1 protein-coding gene is annotated in these 551 nt (G+C 65.3%); it reads right to left on the reverse strand.

Annotated elements, in window-relative coordinates; all coding sequences use genetic code 11:
* Positions 1–551: condensation domain-containing protein (locus HUA76_RS44780; RefSeq protein ID WP_254614919.1), on the reverse strand; the 551-nt coding region annotated here is incomplete at both ends.

Consider the following 551-nt stretch of genomic DNA (forward strand, 5'->3'; position numbering starts at 1 on the left):
CTCAGGTCACGCTGAGGCTGAAGCTCCTCGACGAGCTTCTCGAAGGGGACGTCCTGGTGCTCGTAGGCGGCCAGAGTGGACGTGCGCACCTGGGAGAGCAACTGACGGAAGGACTGCTTGGAGTCGAGTCGGGAGTGGAGGACGAGGGTGTTGACGAAGAAGCCGATGAGGCTCTCGGTCTCGGAGCGATTGCGATTCGCGATGGGAGAGCCGACGGAGATGTCGTCCTGGCCCGAGTAGCGGGAGAGCAGAAGCTGGAAGGAAGCCAGCAGCACCATGAAGGGCGTGGCGCCTTCACGCTGAGCGAGGGCCTTCACGGCCTGGGTCAACTCACGAGACAACCCGATGGGGAACACCGCACCGCGATAGGACTGAACGGCGGGGCGAGGCCTGTCAGTGGGCAGCTCCAGGGACGAGGAGGCACCGGCAAGCTGGGTGCGCCACCAGGCGATTTCGGAAGAGAGGACGTCGCCCTGGAGCCACTGGCGCTGCCAGACGGAGAAGTCGGCGTACTGGATGGGCAGCGGAGAAAGCTGGGCAGGCTCGCCCCC

Origin of the sequence: Myxococcus sp. CA056 (assembly GCF_013336715.1) — a bacterium.
Taxonomy (GTDB): domain Bacteria; phylum Myxococcota; class Myxococcia; order Myxococcales; family Myxococcaceae; genus Myxococcus; species Myxococcus llanfairpwllgwyngyllgogerychwyrndrobwllllantysiliogogogochensis.